This window comes from Nonomuraea jabiensis (genome assembly GCF_014204795.1).
Taxonomy (GTDB): Bacteria; Actinomycetota; Actinomycetes; order Streptosporangiales; family Streptosporangiaceae; genus Nonomuraea; species Nonomuraea jabiensis.
Window position 1 is genome coordinate 3,588,961 of record NZ_JACHMB010000001.1, and the last position, 18,511, is coordinate 3,607,471.

General features: G+C 70.1%; 17 protein-coding genes. 14 read left to right on the forward strand and 3 right to left on the reverse strand.

What is annotated here, in order from left to right:
* The first annotated feature begins 14 nt into the window (after positions 1-14).
* The 3 genes from HD596_RS16200 to HD596_RS16210 all read left to right on the forward strand — a co-directional run bounded on the left by HD596_RS16200 (position 15) and on the right by HD596_RS16210 (position 4,855).
* Positions 15-794, forward strand: coding sequence for a WecB/TagA/CpsF family glycosyltransferase (locus tag HD596_RS16200; protein ID WP_185070040.1), 780 nt, complete (start codon positions 15-17; stop codon positions 792-794).
* Positions 791-1,906 carry a hypothetical protein gene (locus tag HD596_RS16205; RefSeq protein WP_185070041.1) on the forward strand — a complete coding sequence of 372 codons (1,116 nt, stop codon included), beginning with the start codon at positions 791-793 and terminating at the stop codon, positions 1,904-1,906. The genes HD596_RS16200 and HD596_RS16205 overlap by 4 nt, the downstream gene beginning before the upstream one ends.
* A 69-nt stretch (positions 1,907-1,975) precedes the next feature.
* A complete protein-coding gene (locus HD596_RS16210) occupies positions 1,976-4,855 on the forward strand; it encodes a LamG-like jellyroll fold domain-containing protein (RefSeq protein ID WP_221519351.1) in 2,880 nt (959 codons plus the stop codon).
* Here HD596_RS16210 and HD596_RS16215 read toward each other — a convergent pair.
* Together HD596_RS16215 and rfbC are read right to left on the reverse strand one after the other, a co-directional pair.
* The gene (locus HD596_RS16215) at positions 4,852-5,682 is read right to left on the reverse strand and encodes a glycosyltransferase family 2 protein (RefSeq protein ID WP_185070042.1); all 831 of its coding nucleotides are present in this window, start codon (positions 5,680-5,682) and stop codon (positions 4,852-4,854) included. The two genes, HD596_RS16210 and HD596_RS16215, sit on opposite strands and share 4 nt — an antisense overlap.
* Positions 5,676-6,233, reverse strand: coding sequence for a dTDP-4-dehydrorhamnose 3,5-epimerase (gene rfbC / locus HD596_RS16220; protein WP_185070043.1), 558 nt, complete (start codon positions 6,231-6,233; stop codon positions 5,676-5,678). The genes HD596_RS16215 and rfbC overlap by 7 nt, the downstream gene beginning before the upstream one ends.
* 97 nt (positions 6,234-6,330) lie before the next feature.
* Between rfbC and HD596_RS16225 the strand changes: the two genes are divergently transcribed.
* The 10 genes from HD596_RS16225 (at position 6,331) to HD596_RS16270 (ending at position 16,399) form a co-directional block, all read left to right on the forward strand.
* Entirely contained in the window at positions 6,331-7,536 is a 1,206-nt protein-coding gene (locus tag HD596_RS16225) for a class I SAM-dependent methyltransferase (protein ID WP_185078513.1), read from the forward strand.
* Complete coding sequence (locus HD596_RS16230; RefSeq protein WP_185070044.1) at positions 7,533-8,312, forward strand: sugar phosphate nucleotidyltransferase; 780 nt, start codon at positions 7,533-7,535, stop codon at positions 8,310-8,312. Before HD596_RS16225 ends, HD596_RS16230 begins: the two co-directional genes overlap by 4 nt.
* The gene (locus HD596_RS16235; protein ID WP_185070045.1) at positions 8,309-8,956 is read left to right on the forward strand and encodes a PIG-L deacetylase family protein; all 648 of its coding nucleotides are present in this window, start codon (positions 8,309-8,311) and stop codon (positions 8,954-8,956) included. The genes HD596_RS16230 and HD596_RS16235 overlap by 4 nt, the downstream gene beginning before the upstream one ends.
* Positions 8,956-9,972 (forward strand): NAD-dependent epimerase/dehydratase family protein, encoded by a 1,017-nt coding sequence (locus HD596_RS16240; RefSeq protein WP_185070046.1) that lies wholly within the window; start codon positions 8,956-8,958, stop codon positions 9,970-9,972. The genes HD596_RS16235 and HD596_RS16240 overlap by 1 nt, the downstream gene beginning before the upstream one ends.
* The gene (locus tag HD596_RS16245; RefSeq protein WP_185070047.1) at positions 9,969-11,234 is read left to right on the forward strand and encodes a DUF4910 domain-containing protein; all 1,266 of its coding nucleotides are present in this window, start codon (positions 9,969-9,971) and stop codon (positions 11,232-11,234) included. Before HD596_RS16240 ends, HD596_RS16245 begins: the two co-directional genes overlap by 4 nt.
* On the forward strand, positions 11,222-12,211 hold the full coding sequence (locus tag HD596_RS16250) for a hypothetical protein (protein ID WP_376775851.1): 990 nt from the start codon (positions 11,222-11,224) through the stop codon (positions 12,209-12,211). Before HD596_RS16245 ends, HD596_RS16250 begins: the two co-directional genes overlap by 13 nt.
* Before the next feature lie 11 nt (positions 12,212-12,222).
* The gene (locus HD596_RS16255) at positions 12,223-13,698 is read left to right on the forward strand and encodes an oligosaccharide flippase family protein (RefSeq protein WP_185070048.1); all 1,476 of its coding nucleotides are present in this window, start codon (positions 12,223-12,225) and stop codon (positions 13,696-13,698) included.
* A gap of 16 nt (positions 13,699-13,714) precedes the next feature.
* Positions 13,715-14,593, forward strand: a complete 879-nt coding sequence (locus HD596_RS16260; RefSeq protein WP_185070049.1) for a glycosyltransferase family 2 protein — start codon at positions 13,715-13,717, stop codon at positions 14,591-14,593.
* A gap of 7 nt (positions 14,594-14,600) precedes the next feature.
* Entirely contained in the window at positions 14,601-15,422 is an 822-nt protein-coding gene (locus HD596_RS16265; RefSeq protein ID WP_185070050.1) for a class I SAM-dependent methyltransferase, read from the forward strand.
* Positions 15,423-15,553: 131 nt separating this feature from the next.
* Positions 15,554-16,399, forward strand: coding sequence for a hypothetical protein (locus HD596_RS16270; RefSeq protein ID WP_246554494.1), 846 nt, complete (start codon positions 15,554-15,556; stop codon positions 16,397-16,399).
* On the opposite strand, the gene HD596_RS16275 is transcribed toward HD596_RS16270, so the two are convergent.
* On the reverse strand, positions 16,392-17,516 hold the full coding sequence (locus tag HD596_RS16275; RefSeq protein WP_185070052.1) for an acyltransferase family protein: 1,125 nt from the start codon (positions 17,514-17,516) through the stop codon (positions 16,392-16,394). The genes HD596_RS16270 and HD596_RS16275 overlap by 8 nt on opposite strands.
* A 149-nt stretch (positions 17,517-17,665) precedes the next feature.
* Between HD596_RS16275 and HD596_RS16280 the strand changes: the two genes are divergently transcribed.
* On the forward strand, positions 17,666-18,505 hold the full coding sequence (locus HD596_RS16280) for a hypothetical protein (protein ID WP_185070053.1): 840 nt from the start codon (positions 17,666-17,668) through the stop codon (positions 18,503-18,505).
* Positions 18,506-18,511: the final 6 nt, after the last annotated feature.

Genomic DNA, 18,511 nt, shown 5'->3' on the forward strand with positions numbered 1-18,511 from the left:
ACCCAGGGGGATGGATGACGAGGTTGCCGGAGCAGGCCTCCAGGAAGACGATACTCGGCACCACACTGGACGCCCTCACCATGAGCCAGGTGATCGCGCGGTGCGTGGCGGCGGTCTCCGAGAACAGGAGGCTCACCATCGGCGTGGTGAACGCCGCCAAGGTGGTCAACATGCGTACGGACCCCGCGTTACGGCAGTCCGTGGCCGACAGCGACCTCGTGCTCGCCGACGGGCAGGCGGTGGTCTGGGCGGCGCGGATGCTCGGTCACCGGCTTCCCGAGCGGGTGGCGGGCATCGACCTGTTCACCGAGCTGATGGCCGAGGGGGACCGGCGCGGCTACCGCGCGTATTTCCTCGGCGCGACCGACGAGGTGCTGGCCCGGGTGCTGGCAGAGGTACGGCTGCGCTATCCGGGGCTGGGCATCGCCGGCTCGCGCAACGGCTATTTCCCGGTGGAGGACTCGGCCGAGGTCGCCGCCGAGATCGCCGAATCCCAGGCCGACCTGCTGTTCCTCGGCATCACCTCGCCGAAGAAGGAGATCTTCATCCGAGAGTGGGGCGCGAGCACCCGGGCGCGGATCATCCACGGCGTGGGCGGCTCGTTCGACGTGCTGGCCGGGCACACCCGCAGGGCGCCGCTGCGCTGGCAGCGCCTGGGCCTGGAATGGCTCTACCGCATGCTGCAGGAGCCGCTGCGGCTCGGTCCGCGCTACGTGCGGACCAACGGCAGATTCCTGCTCCTGGTGCTCCGGGAGCGGGCCGGTGTCAAACGCAGGATCGAGGAGACGACGTGACGGATCACCGGATCGCTCTGCTGAGCTCCGGACATCAGGACTTCGTGACGGGCATGGTGGACCTGTCCGTGCGCGGGCTGCCGCCGGGCTATGCCGGTGGCGAGTTCGTGTTCACCCGCCGTGGCCGCCAGAACGCCGACGGGACGTGGACGGCGGTGCCGGAGGGGCGCAGCATCCGTTACTCGGCGATCGTCGCGCTCGGCGTGGGGGCCCTGACGGAGCAGCGGCAGCGGGCGGCCCTGGCCGGTGACAGCCTCCTCGACCTGGTGGGCAACCTGGTCAAACGGCTGCCGGAGGTGACGGGGGCCGGCGACGCCGCGCTGATCTGCTGGGCCGCCGCCGAGGCCGGGCACGCCGATCTGGACCTGGCGCTGAGCCGGCTCGCGGAGCTGGACACCGGCGCCCAGATCTACACCGTCGAGGCGGCGTGGGTGCTGGCCGCCCTGGTCGCGGCCGGCGTGACCGACGGCCGGGCCGAGCGCGCCCGCGAGCGGCTGCTGGCCGGGCTGGCGGGCAACCGGCTCTACCCGCACGCGCTCGGGAAGGGGCCGCTGGTCCCCCGCTACCGCGCCCACGTGGGCTGCTTCGCCGACCAGGTCTACCCGCTGCAGGCGCTGGCCAGGCTGCACGCCGCCACCGGCGACGCCGCGGCGCTGCGCGCGGCCGAGCAGGTGGCGGAGGGCATCTGCCGCGCGCAGGGCCCGCAGGGGGAGTGGTGGTGGCACTACGACGCCCGTACCGGGTCGGTGATCGAGGGCTATCCGGTCTACAGCGTTCACCAGCTGTCGATGGGGCCGATGGCGCTGCTCGACCTGGCCGACGCCGGGGGCACCGCCTACGTGGCGGAGATCTCCAAGGGGCTCGACTGGATGATCGAGCGGCCCGCCTTCGTGCTCGAAGAGCTCGCGCTGACGTGGCGCAAGGAGGCCAGGGCGGATCCCCGCAAGCTGGTGCGCGGGGTGCGGGCGGTGGCGACGGGAGTGCATCAGGGGATGCGCCTCGGCGTGCTGGACCGGATCTATCCGCCGGTCGCCGTCGATCGGGAGTGCCGGCCGTACGAGCTGGGGTGGTTGCTTTATGCGTGGCTGTCCACTTGTGGACAGACCTCGTGACTTCTGCCTGATTTGGTGCGATAGATCGAGTTCAGGGCTCGGGGGAGTTTCGGCTCAAGGGGGGTTCTCGTGTTGAGGCGGCTTCGCCATGCGCTCCTTTCCGTCCTGCTGCTCACCACCGGCCTGACGCTCATCGCGCCGTCCGCGGCGCAGGCGCTGCCGGGCAGCTTCCAGAGACAGGTCGTCTTCAGCGGACTGACCAACCCGACCAACATCGAGTTCGCCTCGGACGGCCGGGTGTTCGTCGCCGAGAAGAGCGGCCTGATCAAGGTCTTCGACTCGATCGCCGACACCACGCCGGCGATCTACGCCGACCTGCGCACGCAGGTGCACAACTTCTGGGACCGCGGGCTGCTCGGCATGGCCCTGCACCCGAACTTCCCGGCCGACCCGCGCATCTACGTCCTGTACGCCTACGACGCCGTGCCCGGCGGCACCGCGCCGCGCTGGGGGACGGCGGGCGTGAGCGCCGACCCGTGCCCGACCCCGCCGGGCGCCACCGGTGACGGCTGCCTCGTCACCGGGCGCTTATCCTCGCTGGCGCCCTCGGGCGGCTCGGTCGCCGAGACCCCGCTGATCACCGACTGGTGCCAGCAGCACCCCAGCCACTCCGTCGGCGACCTCAAGTTCGGCCCCGACGGCATGCTCTACGCCAGCGGCGGCGACGGTGCCAGCTTCAACTTCGCCGACTACGGCCAGGACAACCTGACCAGCTCCGACGTCACCCCGGACAACCCGTGCGGCGACCCGCCGTCGGCGGTCGGCACGGCGCTCACCCCACCGGCCGCCGAGGGCGGCGCGCTGCGCTCGCAGGACCTGCGCACCGGCGGTGACCCCGCGGCGCTCAACGGCACCGTCATCAGGATCGACCCGGACACCGGCGCGGCCGCGCCCGGCAACCCGAACGCCGGCAGCAGCGACCCCAACGTGGCCAGGATCATCGCCTACGGCCAGCGCAACCCGTTCCGCTTCACCATCCGGCCGGGCACCGGCGAGGTCTGGGCCGGTGAGGTCGGCTGGAACACGTGGGAGGAGATCAACCGGATCGCCGACCCCACCGGCCCGGTCAAGAACTTCGGCTGGCCCTGTTACGAGGGCGCCGCCAGGCAGGGCGGCTACGACAACCTCAACCTGACCCTCTGCGAGAACCTCTACGCGGAAGGCGCCGCGGCGCACGCCCAGCCGTACTTCGCCTGGAACCACGGCTCCAGGCCCGCGCCGAGCGATCCGTGCCCGTCCGGCGGCTCCTCCTCCAGCGGCGTGGCCTTCTACAACGGCGGCCCCTACCCCGACGCCTACGACGGCGCGATGTTCTTCTCCGACTACAGCCGATCGTGCGTCTGGGTCATGACGAAGGGGGCGAACGGCCTGCCCGACCCGGCCACCATCACCACGTTCGACTCGGGCATGCCCGCTGTCGAGCTGCAGACCGGCCCCGGCGGAGACCTCTTCGCGGTCGACTTCGCCAACGGGCAGATCATCCGCTACCTCTACAACAACGCCCCGCCGACCGCGGTCATCGGCGCGAGCGCCACGTCGGGCACCGCGCCGCTCGCGGTGAACTTCACCTCCGCCGGATCCGCGGACGCCGACGGCGACCCGCTCACCTTCCGGTGGGACCTGGACGGCGACGGCGACTTCGACGACTCCACCTCGGCGACCCCGTCCTTCACCTACACCCAGCCGGGCTCGTACGTGGTGAAGCTGCGCGCCGACGACGGGCGCGGCGGCCTGGGGGACGCCACCGTCACGGTCAACGTGAGCAACACGGCGCCGACCGCGACCATCAACTCCCCGTCGGCCGCCCTCACCTGGGCGGTCGGGGACACGATCGCGTTCTCCGGCACCGGCACGGACGCCCAGGACGGCACGATCCCGGGGGCGCGGATGTCCTGGAAGCTGATCATGCATCACTGCCCCGGCACCTGCCACGAGCACGAGATCACCACGTTCACCGGCGCGAGCGGGTCCTTCGCCGCCCCGGACCACGAATACCCCGCTCACCTGGAGCTCAGGCTGACCGTGACCGACGCGCACGGCCTCACCGACACCAAGAGCGTGACACTCCAGCCGAAGACGGTGAACCTGACCTTCCAGACCGCGCCCGCCGGGCTGCAGCTCGGCTTCAACAGCGAGCAGACCGTCGCCCCGTTCACCCGGACGGTGATCGTGGGCTCCCACAACTCGGTCTCCGCACCCTCGCCGCAGAGCGCCGACGGCTTCAGCCACACGTTCACCTCCTGGTCCGACGGCGGGGCGGCCAGCCACAACCTCACCGCGCCCGCCGCCGCGGCGACCTACACCGCGACCTACCAGCGCTCGCAGGCGCCGGACGGCCTGGTGGCCGCCTACGCGATGGACGAGGGCGGCGGCACGGCCGTCGCTGACGCCTCGGGCAAGGGCAACAACGGCACGGCCGCGAACACCGCGTGGAGCGTGACCGGCAAGTACGGCCAGGCGCTGTCGTTCAACGGCACGTCGAGCTGGGTGACGGTGGCCGATTCCGCGTCGTTGCGGTTGACGGGCGGGATGACGCTGGAGGCGTGGGTGCGGCCCGCGAGCGTCAGCGGGTGGCGGACGGTGCTGATGAAGGAGTTCGGCGCCGATCTGGCGTACGCGATCATGGGTAGCGGGAGCAGCGGTCCGGCGGCGTTCATCTACACCTCGTCGGGGGCGAATGCGCCGGCGGCGGGCAATCTGCCGTTGAACACCTGGAGTCATGTGGCGGCGACCTATGACGGGTCGACGTTGCGGATGTTCGTGAACGGCACGCAGGTGGCCACCAATCCGACGGGTGGCAACCTGCGTACCGGGACGAGTCCGTTGCGGATCGGCGGCAACAGCGGTTCGGGTGAGTACTTCAGCGGACTCATCGACGAGGTCCGCGTCTACAACAAGGCACTCACCGCGGCCGAGATCACCGCCGACATGAACACGCCGGTCGGTTAGTCCCGGCTGCTCTCGTCACGCAGCCAGGTGGTGTAGTCGCCCGCGCGGATCGCGCGGGCGGCTCTCCGCCTGGCCAGCACCGCCACCATGACGAACACGACCGCCGCGCCCACCAGGCGCGGGTCCCCGGCCACGATGGCCAGCAGATCCCGCAGGCCGGTGCGCTCCCCGGCCGTGGCCGAGGTCTGCTCCAGCTCGCTCACGCTGGTCGTGGCGCGTACCCGGCGGCGCATCAGGTCGGCGACGGTACGCGGAGTCTGGATCACCGCACGCGCGCCGGCCACGATCACGCGCTCGTCCGGGGAGAACGCCAGCGACGCGGCCAGGTCGTCGGCCATCGCCGGCGGCAGGGCGCGGATCCGGGCGTTGCCCTCGTCGTTCACCGCGATGACGCCCCGGCCGAACAGCCCGGCGCGCACGTGCGGCAGCCGCGTCCAGATCGCGTAGTAGGCCCGGATCGGCCACGGGCGATCGGCCAGCGCCAGCTCCCGTTCGGGCGCGGCGGCGAGCGGCCCGTCCGGCGCGGCCAGCACGTCGGCCAGCGCGCGGACGGAGGCGGTGCTCAGCTCGACGTCGGCGTCCACGTACAGCCGGGGATACCCGCGTGCCGCCTCGTCGCCCATCCGCAGCGCCTCGCGCTTGGACGGGACCGGCGTCGACAGGACGCGGACGTCGTACGGCTGCGCCGCGGCGACCGTGCCGTCGGTGCAGCCGTTGGCCACCACCACGACGTCGAACTCGCCGGGCGCGGCCTCCCGGAGGAGGCCGTCCAGCAAGCGGCCGATCACCTTGGCCTCGTTGTGGGCCGGTATCACGACGCTCACCACGATGGGAGTATCCCCGCTTCCTGGGCCTGCTTGAGCGTGGGCGCGGCGGCGTCCTTGGCGGAGATGATCGGCTCCCCGTCGAGGGGCCATTCGATGCCGAGATCCGGGTCCAGCGGGTGGACGCCGTGCTCGCGGGCCGGGTCGTAGGTGGTGGAGCAGAGGTAGACGACGGTGGCCGACTCGCTGATCGCCATGAAGGCGTGCCCCAGGCCCTCGGAGAGGTAGATCCCGCAGCGCGACACGTCGTTGAGCCGCACCGCCTCCCACTGGCCGAAGGTGGGCGAGCCGACGCGCACGTCCACGACGACGTCCAGCACCTCGCCAGAGACGCACATGACGTACTTGGCCTGGCCCGGGGGGACGTCGGCGAAGTGGATGCCGCGCAGCACGCCGCGTTTGGAGACCGAACAGTTCACCTGCGCGAGGTCCATTGATTGCCCCAGCGCCTCCCGCAGGTCGGCGGCGCGGAAACTTTCCAGGAAGTCGCCCCGCGGATCGCTGTGGATGCGGGGGGTGTAGACAAGTGCTCCACTGATGCTCAGGTGCTTCATGAAGATACTTGTAACACTCCTTGGCGCCCACCCGAAGTACGGAAGTGGGTTTGCCATAGGGGGAAATCTTGTCATTTTCGGGTGGGGCCCATTGTCGATGACATCGTGCCGGCTGTGCGGTTCGGCCGACCTGGTCGGTGTGGTGGATCTCGGGGCGACTCCGCCCTGTGAGCTCTTCCTCACCGCGGAACAGCTCGACGAGCCCGAGCTCACTTATCCACTTCATCTGCGGGTCTGCACCAGTTGCTGGCTGGCGCAGATACCGCCGCTGATCACACCGGAAGAAACTTTCACCGAATACGCCTACTTTGCCTCTTATTCCGCCTCATGGGTGGAACACGCACGGAAGTTTGTCGACTCCGCTGTGGAACGTTTGAAGCCGTCGTTCGTGGCCGAGGTGGCCAGCAACGACGGCTACCTGCTGCAGCACGTCGTCGAGCGCGGCATCAGGTGCCTGGGCATCGAGCCGTCGGCCAACGTGGGACAGGCGGCCAAGGAGAAGGGCGTGCCGACGCTCACCGCGTTCCTGACGCCGCAGACGGGTGCCGCGGTGCGGGCCGAGCACGGTCCGGCCGACCTGGTCGTGGCCAACAACGTCTACGCGCACATCCCCGACGTGGTCGGTTTCACCGAGGGCCTGCGCGCCCTGGTGGCCGACGACGGCTGGGTGTCGATCGAGGTCCAGCACCTGCTGACGCTCATGGAGCTGAACCAGTACGACACGATCTATCACGAGCACTTCCAGTACTACACGGTCGCCTCCGCGCAGCGGGCGCTGGCCTCCGGCGGGCTGACGCTGGTGGACGTCGAACTGCTGCCCACCCACGGCGGATCCATCCGGCTGTGGGCCCGGCCGTCGGGGAGCCCGTCCGACCGGGTGCTCGACGTGCTCGCCCGGGAGAAGGCGGCCGGACTGCATGATCTGTCCGGCTACGCCGGGTTCGCCGACCGGGTCGCACGCGTCCGCCGCGACCTGCTCCGCTTCCTGATCGACGCCGCCGACGAAGGCAGGACGGTCGTCGGCTACGGCGCGCCCGGAAAGGGCAACACGCTGCTCAACCACTGCGGCATCCGCCAGGACCTGCTGGCCTACACGGTTGACCGCAACCCCTACAAGCACGGCAGATTCACCCCCGGCACCCGGATCCCCATCGTCGCTCCCGAGCGCATCGCTCAGGATCGCCCGGACTACGTGCTGGTCCTGCCGTGGAACCTGCGCGAAGAGCTCACCGCTCAGCTCTCCTATGTGCACGAATGGGGAGGCCGTCTGGTCTTCCCGATCCCACACCTGGAGGTCGTGTGAAGGTTGTCCTGTTCTGTGGAGGCTTCGGCACGCGCATGCGGACGGGTGTGCCGGGCGAGGTGCCCAAGCCGATGGCGCTCGTCGGCCCGCGGCCGCTGCTCTGGCACGTCATGCGTTACTACGCGCACTTCGGGCACAAGGAGTTCGTCCTGTGCCTGGGCTACGGTGCCCACCACATCAAGGACTTCTTCCTCGGCTACCAGGAAGCCACGTCCAACGACTTCGTCCTGCGCGGCGGCAAGGTCGAGCTGCTGTCGAGCGACATCTCCGACTGGTCCATCTCGTTCGTGCAGACCGGGACCAACTCCCCGATCGGCGAACGGCTGCGCCGCGTCCGCCGCCACCTGGACGGCGACGAGATGTTCCTGGCGAACTACGCGGACGTGCTCACCGACGCGCCGCTGCCCGACATCATCGACCGCTTCGTCGAGTCGGGCGCGGCCGCCTCGATGATGGTCGTGCCGCCGTCGCAGACCTTCCACTGCGTGGACGTGGGCGAGAACGGCCTGGTCGGCGGCATCTCGCCGGTCAGCGAGATGCCGGTGTGGGTCAACGGCGGCTACTTCGTGCTGACCCAGGAGGTCTTCGAGCACATCCCGGAGAACGGCGACCTGGTCGCCGACGGCTGCGTGGAGCTGGCCAAGCGCGGACGCCTGCTGGCCTACCCGCACCGCGGCTACTGGCGGCCGACCGACACCGTCAACCAGCGGATGGAGCTGGACGAGGCCTACTCCCGGGGCGAGCGCCCGTGGGCCCTTTGGGAACGGTCCCGGTGATCGGCCTGCGCGCGGGGCGGCTCGACGGCATCGTGGCGCTCGCCGCGCACTGTGACGACCTGGCGATCGGGGCGGGCGGCAGCCTGCTGACGCTCTGCGCCGCCCGCCCCGGCCTCCGCGTGGACGCGCTGGTGCTGTCCGGCGGCGGCACCGAGCGCGAGGACGAGGAGCGCGCGGCGCTGGCGGACTTCTGCCCGGGCGCGGAGCTGCGCGTCACCGTGCTGAAGCTGCCCGACGGCTACCTGCCGGCCAGGTGGGAGGAGGCCAAGGCCGCGGTGGAGGAGCTGCGCGCCCGTACCGAGCCCGGCCTGATCTTCGCGCCCTGGCGCGGCGACGCCCACCAGGACCACCGGGGGCTGGCCAAGCTCGTGCCCACGGCCTTCCGCGACCACCTGGCGCTCGGCTACGAGATCGTCAAATGGGACGGCGACCTCGCCGCGCCCGCCGTCTTCCAGCCGCTCACGGAGGAGGTGGCGGAGCTGAAGGTCGATCTGCTCCAGCGCCACTACGCCTCCCAGCGGCACCGGCCCTGGTACGACCGCGAGGCGTTCCTGGGCCTGGCCCGCATCCGCGGCATCGAGTGCCACGCGCGCTATGCCGAGGCGTTCCACGTTTCCAAGCTCACCGTCGATCTGGAGAACTGATGCGGGTACTTCTCACCGGCCACCAGGGCTACCTGGGCAGCGTGATGGCCCCCATGCTGGCCGAGGCCGGGCACGACGTGGTCGGCCTGGACTCCGGCCTGTTCGCCGACTGCCTGCTCGGCCCCGAGCCCGAGCAGATCGAGGCGCACACGGTGGACCTGCGGGACGCGGGTCCGGAGCACGTGGCGGGATTCGACGCGGTGATCCACCTGGCCGCGCTGTCCAACGACCCGCTCGGCGCGCTCGCGCCCGACCTGACCTACGACATCAACCACCACGCCTCGGTCCGGCTGGCCAGGCTGGCCAAGGAGGCGGGCGTGCGGCGCTTCCTGTACGCCTCCACCTGCTCAGTCTACGGCGCGTCCGGCGGCGAGGAACTGCTGGCCGAGGACGCGCCGCTGCGGCCGGTGACGCCGTACGCCGAGTCCAAGGTGCGGGTCGAGGACGACCTGGTCACGCTGGCCGACGACGACTTCACGCCGGTGTTCCTGCGCAACGCCACCGCCTTCGGGTTCTCCCCGAGGCTGCGCGCCGACATCGTGCTGAACAACCTGGTGGGCCACGCCCACCTGACCGGCGAGGTCCGGGTGCTGTCCGACGGCACGCCCTGGCGCCCGCTGGTCCACGCCAGGGACATCGCCGACGCCTTCGCGGCCGCTCTCGTCGCGCCCCGCGAAGCCGTGCACACGACGGCCTTCAACGTGGGCACCGAGGTCAACAACGTGACCGTCGCCGAGATCGCGGCCGAGGTCGTCGCCGCGGTGCCCGGATCGACGCTGACCATCACCGGTGAGACGGGCTCCGATCCGCGCTCCTACCGCGTCGACTTCTCCCGGATCAGGGCCGCGCTGGGCTACGAGGCGCGCTGGACGGTCAAGGCGGGCGCGGTGGAGCTGATCGACGCCTACCGCGAGTACGGCCTGACGAAGCAGGACTTCGCGCGCCGCTTCACCAGGCTGGCCCGGCTCGCCGACCGGCGCGAGGCCGGCACCGTCGACGACACCCTCCGGCCATGAACGGGCAGGACATGCACGACCTGGTACGGCGGCTCTACCCGCTGTGCCGGAGCATCACCGGCGACGGGCTGCGGGAGACCCTGGAGATCATCGGCGAGTCGATCCCGCTGGACGTCACCCAGGTGCCGACCGGCACCAAGGTCCTCGACTGGACGATCCCCCGGGAATGGAACATCCGCGACGCCTACGTCAAGGACGCCGCGGGCAACAAGGTGATCGACTTCCAGGACTCCAACCTGCACGTCGTGGGATACAGCGCGCCGGTCGAGGCCACGATGTCCCTGCAGGAGCTGCGCGGGCACCTGCACACCCTGCCCGAGCAGCCGGACCTGATCCCGTACCGGACCAGCTACTACGCCGAGACCTGGGGCTTCTGCCTGAGCCAGAACACCCTGGACGGGATGGCCGACGGGCCCTACGAGGTCAGGATCGACTCCACGCTGGCCGACGGCTACCTGACCTACGGCGAGCACGTGGTCCGGGGCAGCAGCTCGCAGGAGGTGCTGATCTCCTGCCACGTCTGCCATCCCTCGCTGGCCAACGACAACCTGGCCGGCGTGGCGGTGGCCGTCGCCCTGGCGCAGCGGCTGTCCGATCCCTGGTACACCTACCGGTTCATCTTCGCGCCCGGCACCCTCGGCGCGATCACCTGGCTCGCCCTGAACCGGGAGCGCACCGACCGGATCAGGCACGGCGTGACGCTGGCCTGCGCCGGGGACGGCGGCACGATCACCTACAAGCGCAGCAGGCGCGGCGACGCCGAGATCGACCAGGTCTTCGCGCACGTGCTGAAGGACCGGCCGCACACCGTCCTGGACTTCTCCCCGTACGGCTACGACGAGCGGCAGTACTGCTCGCCGGGGTTCAACCTGGCCGTCGGCTCGCTGACCAGGACCCCGTACGGCGGATACCCGGAATATCACACCTCGGCCGACAATCCCGACTTCGTGCGTCCCGAGGCGATGGAGGACACCCTGGAGACGCTGTGGGCGGCCGTGCGGGTTCTGGAGGGCAACCGCCGCTACCAGAACCTCAGCCCGTACGGCGAGCCCCAGCTGGGCGCCCGGGGCCTGTACGGGTCACTCGGCGGGCGCAGTGACACGAAGCAAGCGCAGATGGCGATGTTGTGGGTGTTGAGCCTCTCCGACGGGCTGAACAGCCTCCTGGACATCGCGGAACGGTCGAACCTGCCGTTCCAGGCAATAGCGGACGCGGCTCACGCCCTGCAGAACGCGGGCCTGGTGAAGGAGTGGATGGGTTGAACCTGGCGCTGAAAGTCGGCGACGTGGTCGAGGTCCTCAGTGCGGAGGAGATCCTCGCCACGCTGGATGACAAGGGGGAGCTGGACAGCCTCCCTTTCATGCCGGAGATGCTGCGGTTCTGCGGGCAGCGGCTCACCGTTCACAAGGTGGCCAACAAGCTCTGCGACACGATGACCAGGACCGGGATGCGGCGCATGGAGGACGCCGTCCATCTGGCGGGCTCCCGCTGCGACGGCTCGGCCCACGGCGGCTGCCAGACCGCCTGCCTGCTCTACTGGAAGACCGCCTGGCTCAAGCGGGTGGACGGGCCGCCCACCTCGGAGCCGGCCATCCGCCCCGAGCGGCCGCTGCTGCCGATCCTCGAGGTCAACACCCGGCGGGAGCCGGGGCCCGAGGGCGAGGAACGCTTCCGCTGCCAGGCCACGGAACTGCTGCGCGCCGCCCCGGAACAGCTCCCGTTCCGTGACATGAGGCAGTACGTCACCGACATCCAGGTGGGCAACGCCGGGATCGGGCCGACCCTGCGCACGCTCTTCTTCGGGCTGTTCAACCGCTACCAGCGCCTGTCCAGGAAGTTCCCGAAGTGGCTGCGCATCAAGGACGGCCTGGCCTGGGGCTTCGTACGGCCGGGCCCGCACGAGGGCCGCACGCCGACCGGCACGACCGACCTCCAGCCGGGCGAGCTGGTGCGGATCAAGTCCAGGGACGAGATCGTCGCCACGCTGAACACCAAGGGGTTCAACCGCGGGCTGGGCTTCGAGGAGGACATGGCGCGTTCGTGCGGCCGCGTCGCCCGCGTGAGCGCCCGCGTCGAGCGCTGCATCGACGAGAAGACCGGCGAGATGCTCGAGATGAAGAACCCCTGCATCGCGCTCGAAGGAATCATCTGCGACGGCGTCTACAAGTCCAACTGCCCCCGCGCGTTCGTCCCGTTCTGGCGGGAGATCTGGCTGGAGCGGATCAGCGAGCCTAGCTAGGGAAGGCCGGCATGGCAGAGCAACCGGGCCCGGACATCAGTGACATCGGGCGCAAGGCGGGCCGAGGGGCCGTGTGGAGCTTTCTCGGCACACTGGTCACCCGCGCGGGCTCGTTCATCCTCGGCCTGATCCTGGCCAGGCTCCTCGCGCCGGAGGACTTCGGCATCTACGCCGTCGCGCTCGCGGCCACCCAGTTCGTCATGGTGGTCAAGGACGTCGGCGTCATGTCGGCCGTCGTGCAGTGGCGTGGGCGGCTGGAGGACATCGCGCCCACGGCGACGACCCTGACCATGATCTCCGCACTGGGCCTGTACGGGATCTTCTGGGTCGGCGCGCCGTACTTCTCGGCGCTGGCGGGCAGCGCGGAGGCCACGTCCGTGGTGCGCATCCTCACCGCGGTCATCCTCGTCGAGGCGGTCACCGCGGTGCGCAGCGCGGCCCTGTTGCGCTGGTTCCGCACCGGCAAGAACGCCAAGGCGGTCCTCGCGGGCTTCCTGGTCAACGCGCCCGTGGCGATCGTCCTGGCGGTCAACGGGGCGGGCGCGTACAGCTTCGCCTGGGGGCAGCTCGCGGGAGCCGTGGTCACCGGCGTCTTCATGCTGCTCTACGCGCGCCTGCCCTACCGGTTCGGGTTCGACCGGCAGATCGCGGCCAAGCTGCTGCGGTTCGGCATCCCCTCGGCGGCGGGGATCGCGCTGGAGATCATGCTGCTCAACGTGGGCTACATCATCGTCGGCAACATCATGGGCGACGCGTGGCTGGGCTTCTACCTGATGGCCTTCAACGTGTCGAGCTGGGTGCCCGGCATCATCGGCAGCGCCATCCGCATGGTGTCGATCGCCGGCTTCTCCCGGCTGGCCGAACGTGACGAGGAGTCCCTGTCGCTCGGCGTGCAGCGAACCGTGCCGCTGCTCATCGCCATGGTGCTGCCGCTGGCCGTCTTCATGGCGCTGCTCGCGCACCCGATGATCATCTTCATCTACGGCCCGAAGTGGGAGCTGGCCGCCGGCGTGCTGCGGTTCCTGGCGGTGCTGATGGTGGTGCGCATGCTCACCTCCTTCGCCCTCGACATCCTGAACGGGCAGGGCGCCACCCGCTCGACGGTCTGGATGAACCTCGGGCACGCGGCGGCGATGATCCCGGCGGTCATCGTCGGCACGCATCTCGACGGCATCCGCGGCGCCGCGATCGGGCAGGCGGCCGCCGCCGTGCTCGTCGCCCTTCCGCTCGCCGTGCTCGCCGTGCAGCGGGCCGGGGTACGGCTCGCGCCGGCCCTGCCGGGTCTCGTCCGCCCGGCGGCGGGGGCGCTGGTGTGCGCGGCCGTCATGCTGGGCCTCGCCCTGCTGACCCAGGGGAGCCCCCTGGTCCAGCTCATCGTGGCGGGCGGCGGCGGCCTGCTGGCGTACGTGCTGGTCGTGGTGACCCGCGACCAGTTCCACATTGTGAGTGATCGCCTGGTGCGGCTGCTTCCCGCCCGCGCGCGATGACCCCCGAGGAGAAGCGATGCTGGTGTCCATCGGAATCCCGGTCCGCAACGGTGCGGACCGCCTGGAGGCGGCCGTACGCTCGGCGCTCGCCCAGGACCATGCCGAGATCGAGGTGGTGATCTCGGACAACGCCTCCACCGACGGCACGGAGGAGCTCTGCCGCGAGCTGGCGAGGCAGGACAGCCGCATCGCCTACTACCGGCAGCCGCGTGACCTGCACGTGGTCGGGAACTTCGTGGAGGTGCTGCGGCGGGCGCGGGGGGAGTTCTTCCGCTGGATGGGCGACGACGACCTGCTCGAACCGACTTACGTCTCCCGGACGCTGGAGCCGTTCCTGGCCGATGAGCGGCTCATCCTGGTCACCTCGGACGTCAGCTACACCGGGGCGGACGGGAGGGTCCACCAGCCCCGCTACCGCGGCACCCGGATGCTCTCCGACGACCCCATCGACCGCCTGGACGAGCTGTGGGACGTCGTCACCACCCAGCATCACGGGCTCGACCCCCTCTACGGCCTGATGCGGCGCGAGCAGGTGGCCGCCGTGCCCCGGCCGCTGATGATCCGCGAGGACGAGGTCTACGCCACCATGCTCGCGCTGACCGCGCCCTGGGGCCACGTGCCGGAGATCCTCGCCCACCGCAACCTGCGCGAGCGGCGCCTGTCCGGGATCGCCGCGGCGCTCGGGGTGCCGGCCTGGACCGCGCATTTCGCCACCACGCTGCAGTTCCGGGCGATGCATCGGGCCCTGAGCATCACGGAGCTGTCGGCGGAGCAGCGCACCCGCGCCAACGCGGTGCTGCTGCGCACCTACTGGCGCCGGCAGCACCAGATGCTGACGCACCGCAGCCGCAAACTCGCCGGGTTGGCCGCGCGACTCGTCTCCTCGAAAGGGTGATCTCCCCGTGTTGATTCGCATCGTGCGGCTGCTCATGCAGCCGGGCCGGATCCTGCTGGCCGTCATGCGGCGCCTGCCGTTCGGCTCGTACGAGCTGCGCTGCGCGCTCGACCTCTACCCGAGGCCGCACTACGCCTACGGCGTGCAGCAGGCGGCCGAGCTGGCCAGGCGCCTCGGCGTCGGCCGGATCAGCGTGGTCGAGTTCGGCGTCGCGGGCGGCGCGGGCATGGTGGAGCTCAACCGCATGGCGGCACTGGCGTCGGCCGCGTCGGGTGTGAAGATCGACGTCTACGGCTTCGACACCGGCGCCGGGCTGCCCAAGCCCACCGACTACCGCGACCTGCCCTACATCTGGCGCGAAGGCGACTTCGTCATGGACGTCGACGCCTTGCGGGCCCGGCTGGGGGAGGCCACTCTGATCCTCGGCAACATCGAGGACACGGTCGGCGAGTTCCTCGACGGCGAGCGTCCGGCGCCGATCGGGTTCGTCTCCATCGACGTGGACTTCTACTCCTCGACGGCGGCGGCGCTGCGGCTGTTCAAGGGCGACCACAAGTATTTCCTGCCCCGCGTGTTCTGCTACCTCGACGACACCGTGGGCGACGACGACCAGATCATCCACAACGAGTACGTCGGCGAGCTCAGCGCGATCCGGGAGTTCAACGAGGAGAGCGAGCTGATGAAGCTGGCGCCGATCAACGGGCTGCGGCACAAGCGCCCGGTTCCCGCCCCGTGGAACGACAACATCCAGGCGCTGCACCGCTTCGACCACCCGGACTACTCGGTCTACGTGGGCAGGCCGGACACGCAGACGCAGCTTCCTCTATAACCTCTCTAACCTCCCTGTAACAAAGAAGCGGGCTAAGGCGAGAGAAAGGAAAAGAACCACGCGAGGGGGAAAATCTCGCTATGTCCGTTTTATTGGCAAATAGCCGAATCAATGATGATGTCCGGCGCAAAATGCTCTTCCAGGGAGACCTCTTCCTTTACTCCGCGACGCCTGCCTCGACCAAGCTGATCGAGTTCGCCCGCGAGTTGATCGAGGAGGCGTTCGAGGGCCGCGACCCCCAGACCGCCCAGTACGAGATGCCGGTGGAGGAGTTCGCGGCACTGCTCGCGGACCTCAAGCCGCGCTTCATCCACCACCCCACCAGCAAGAAGCTCCTCGTCACCCTGCTCGAGGAGCTGGGCATGGCGCTGGACAAGACCTACTTCGACGTGCCGCGGCTGCGCACCTCCACCGCCGATCACTACCTCGACTCCGGCATCTCCTACGCCTACCACGCTCATCGCGACTGCTGGTACGCCGCGCCGTTCTGCCAGGTCAACTGGTGGATCCCCATCTACGAGGTGGTCCCGGAGAACGTCTTCGCCCTGCACCCGCAGTACTTCGACCGCCCCGTGCGCAACGGCAGCGGCCGCTACGACTACGCGGAATGGACCGCCGTGAGCCGGCCCACGGCCGCCCAGCACATCCACAGCGACACCCGGGAGCAGCCCAAGCCGGAGGAGGCGCTCGACCTCGAAACCGAGCTCCGGCTGGTGCCGGAGCCGGGCGGCATGCTGCTCTTCTCCGGGGCGCACCTGCACTCGACCGTCACCAACACCTCCGGCAGGACCCGGTTCAGCATCGACTTCCGCACCGTCCACATCGACGACGTCCGCTCCCGCGCGGCGGCGCCCAACGTGGACGCCACCTGCCGCGGCACCACCCTGCGCGACTTCTACCGGGCCGACGACCTGACGCGCATCCCGGAGGAGCTCGCGGCGGCGTACGAGGCCGAGGCGCTGGCCAAGCTCACCTGACCAACCGCGCGCGTACGGCGTCGCGCAGCCCCCTCCAGCTCCGGTGCCGCTGGAAGGGCAGCTCGAAGACCGAGGCGAACAACCACGCCGTCCCCACGCTCACCGGCACTGCCAGGGCGAGCGTGAGGAGAAAGGCCGGCATGCCAGGCGCCACGTGCGGGGCCACGACCAGCCGGTTGATCATGACGACGAGCGGTGAGTGAATCAGGTAGAGGCTGTAGGAGAAGGAGCCCAGCCGCCGGAGCGGACGCGTGTCGAGCAGCCGTACGAGCCAGGCCGGTTTGCCCGTCGCCACACCCGTCAGCAGCAGCCCGGCGGCCGGGCCGACCGCCAGGTCCACCCAGAAGAAGTTCGCGACCACCCAGACCGGCCCGGCGAGCACGATCAGCAGGAGCACCGGGACCGCGGCGGCCGCCGCGAACCAGTGCCAGGGCAGGCGCTCGGTACGCTCCTGCGCGCGCACGACGCCGGCGCAGACCGCGCCCATGGCGAAGAGCGCGGCGAACTGCGGCGTCAGCCGCATCAGCAGGTCCACGGCCGGCACGGAGGGCGCCAGCGCCCCCACCGCCACGACGATCAGGGTCACCGCGCCGAGCATCACCGCCGCGCCCATCCTGCGCAGGACCAGCAGCATCAGCGGGAACACCAGGTAGAGCTGCGCCTCGACGGCGATCGACCACAGGGCCCCGTTGGGGCTGGGGGAGCCGAAGACGTCCTGCAGGAGGAGCCCGTAGATGACGACCGACTGCCCGGTGGGCGGCTGCTGCCCGGGCTGGGGGATGACCGCCCACGCGACCACCAGGCTGAACGCCAGCGCCGCCCAGTACGGCGGCAGGATGCGCCAGGCGCGGCGGTTGAGGAAGGTGGGGATGCCGCCCAGCTGCCAGCCGGACCGGGCGGGCGAGATCGCCAGTGAGAAGCCGGACAGGACGATGAACACCACGACCGCGAAATGGCCGTAGAGCAGCCATCCCGTCCACCAGGGCGCGTCGTTGACCGGGAACCCGGGGAAGGACAGGAGCCAGCAATGGTGCAGGACGACGAACAACGCCGCCAGGCCCCGTAAGCCGTCGAGTCCGGTCAGCCTGCGTCGCGTCGCCGGACGCTCTACCGTCATCCCCACCGAAGCCCCCGTCGCCGTAGTCGGTAGGTCTATCGCTGCGACTACGCGCGGTGTAACCGTTCTACGCAGATGTAACGTCTGGCCGCGAATGGGCGATGGTCCGCTATAGAGCAAGCATTGCTGATGCGGGGGAACGTACCAAAATGGAGTTCTGGAAGAGGATCCTTGGTCTTCTCCGCCGAGTTCTCGTAGGCCCGCCGCTGATCTGTCTCTCGATCCTGGTGGGCGTCGTGGTGTACGCGGTCGTTCCGGCGCACTACACGACCGACGTCTCCCTCGTCCTGGCCACGCCGGTGAACGGGGGCACCGTTCCCTCCGACAAGACCAAGCAGGGGCTCACCAACCCGTTCCTCTCCTTCAACGACGCGCTGAAGACCGGGGCGAGCATCGTCATCCTGTCGATGAACACGCAGGACGTCTGGACGCAGCTCGGCGCGCCCAAGGACGGCCCGACGGAGATCACGATCGACGACGGGCGCTCCAACCCCAACGTCCTGGACATCAACGGGCCCTACATCTACATCAGGGTCGACAGCGAGTCTCCCCGGCAGGCCACGGCCGTGCTGATGGCGGCGCGCGAGCGCGTGGCGAGCGAGCTGTTCAAGTGGCAGAAGGCGCTCGGCGCTCCGCCGAACACCTTCATCACGTCCACCGACATCGTGCCGCCGTCCACGCCCGAGGCCGACCACAGCATGAACTGGCAGGCGGGGATCGGCAGCGCCGTGCTCTGCCTGCTCCTGGGCCTCGGCATCGCCTACGGCGTGGTGACCCGGCGCGCCCCCAAGCAGCCGGAACCCCCAGCACCCCCGGCGGTCCCTGTGGCGGTCCCGGAGCCGGTGGAAGCGCAGGCGGACGAGCCCGTCGAACTGCCGGAGCCCGACGAGGACAGCTCCTCCACCATGGAGTTCCCCGTCTACCGCGGGGAGCCTCTCTCGCCCGTGCCCTGGCCCGGGAAGGCGACCCAGGACAAGAGCGAGGGATGAGGCCCG

Excerpts from the sequence above, each read along its gene's own strand:
- HD596_RS16255 (WP_185070048.1), top strand. The coding sequence starts at position 12,223 with ATGGCAGAGCAACCGGGCCCGGACATCAGTGACATCGGGCGCAAGGCG.
- HD596_RS16240 (WP_185070046.1), top strand. The coding sequence starts at position 8,956 with ATGCGGGTACTTCTCACCGGCCACCAGGGCTACCTGGGCAGCGTGATG.
- rfbC (WP_185070043.1), bottom strand. The coding sequence starts at position 6,233 with ATGAAGCACCTGAGCATCAGTGGAGCACTTGTCTACACCCCCCGCATC.
- HD596_RS16270 (WP_246554494.1), top strand. The coding sequence starts at position 15,554 with ATGCTCTTCCAGGGAGACCTCTTCCTTTACTCCGCGACGCCTGCCTCG.
- HD596_RS16275 (WP_185070052.1), bottom strand. The coding sequence starts at position 17,516 with ATGACGGTAGAGCGTCCGGCGACGCGACGCAGGCTGACCGGACTCGAC.
- HD596_RS16225 (WP_185078513.1), top strand. The coding sequence starts at position 6,331 with ATGACATCGTGCCGGCTGTGCGGTTCGGCCGACCTGGTCGGTGTGGTG.
- HD596_RS16245 (WP_185070047.1), top strand. The coding sequence starts at position 9,969 with ATGAACGGGCAGGACATGCACGACCTGGTACGGCGGCTCTACCCGCTG.
- HD596_RS16200 (WP_185070040.1), top strand. The coding sequence starts at position 15 with ATGACGAGGTTGCCGGAGCAGGCCTCCAGGAAGACGATACTCGGCACC.
- HD596_RS16280 (WP_185070053.1), top strand. The coding sequence starts at position 17,666 with ATGGAGTTCTGGAAGAGGATCCTTGGTCTTCTCCGCCGAGTTCTCGTA.
- HD596_RS16260 (WP_185070049.1), top strand. The coding sequence starts at position 13,715 with ATGCTGGTGTCCATCGGAATCCCGGTCCGCAACGGTGCGGACCGCCTG.